Annotated in this window: 1 pseudogene; it reads right to left on the bottom strand. The window is 66.8% G+C overall.

From position 1 onward, the window contains the following. Positions 1-150 (bottom strand): annotated as a pseudogene (locus AC0IXA_RS27940) (hypothetical protein); the annotation flags it as partial. Between the last annotated feature and the right edge of the window lie 97 nt (positions 151-247).

The raw sequence follows: 247 nt of genomic DNA, 5'->3' as shown, positions 1-247 counted from the left end.
GCGTCGTCCAGCGCCTTCCGACAGCATTTCGAAGGTTTTACCAACGCCGGGCGCTGCTCCGAGGAATATCTTCAGCCGTCCCCTCCCCTCCTGCGCGGCTGCACGCAGGAGGGCGTCGGGATCCGGTCTGCCGTCGCCACTGACCGGCATCAGCGCGCGGCGGCGTCCAAAGCGCGGTTCAGGCCAAGCACGTTCACGTGCGGCTCTCCGAGGATGGAGTTTTCGGTCGATCGGGCGACGATCCCAC

The organism is Pseudomonas sp. AC083 (assembly GCF_979253165.1).
This window is presented reverse-complemented; position numbering and strand designations above follow the sequence as displayed.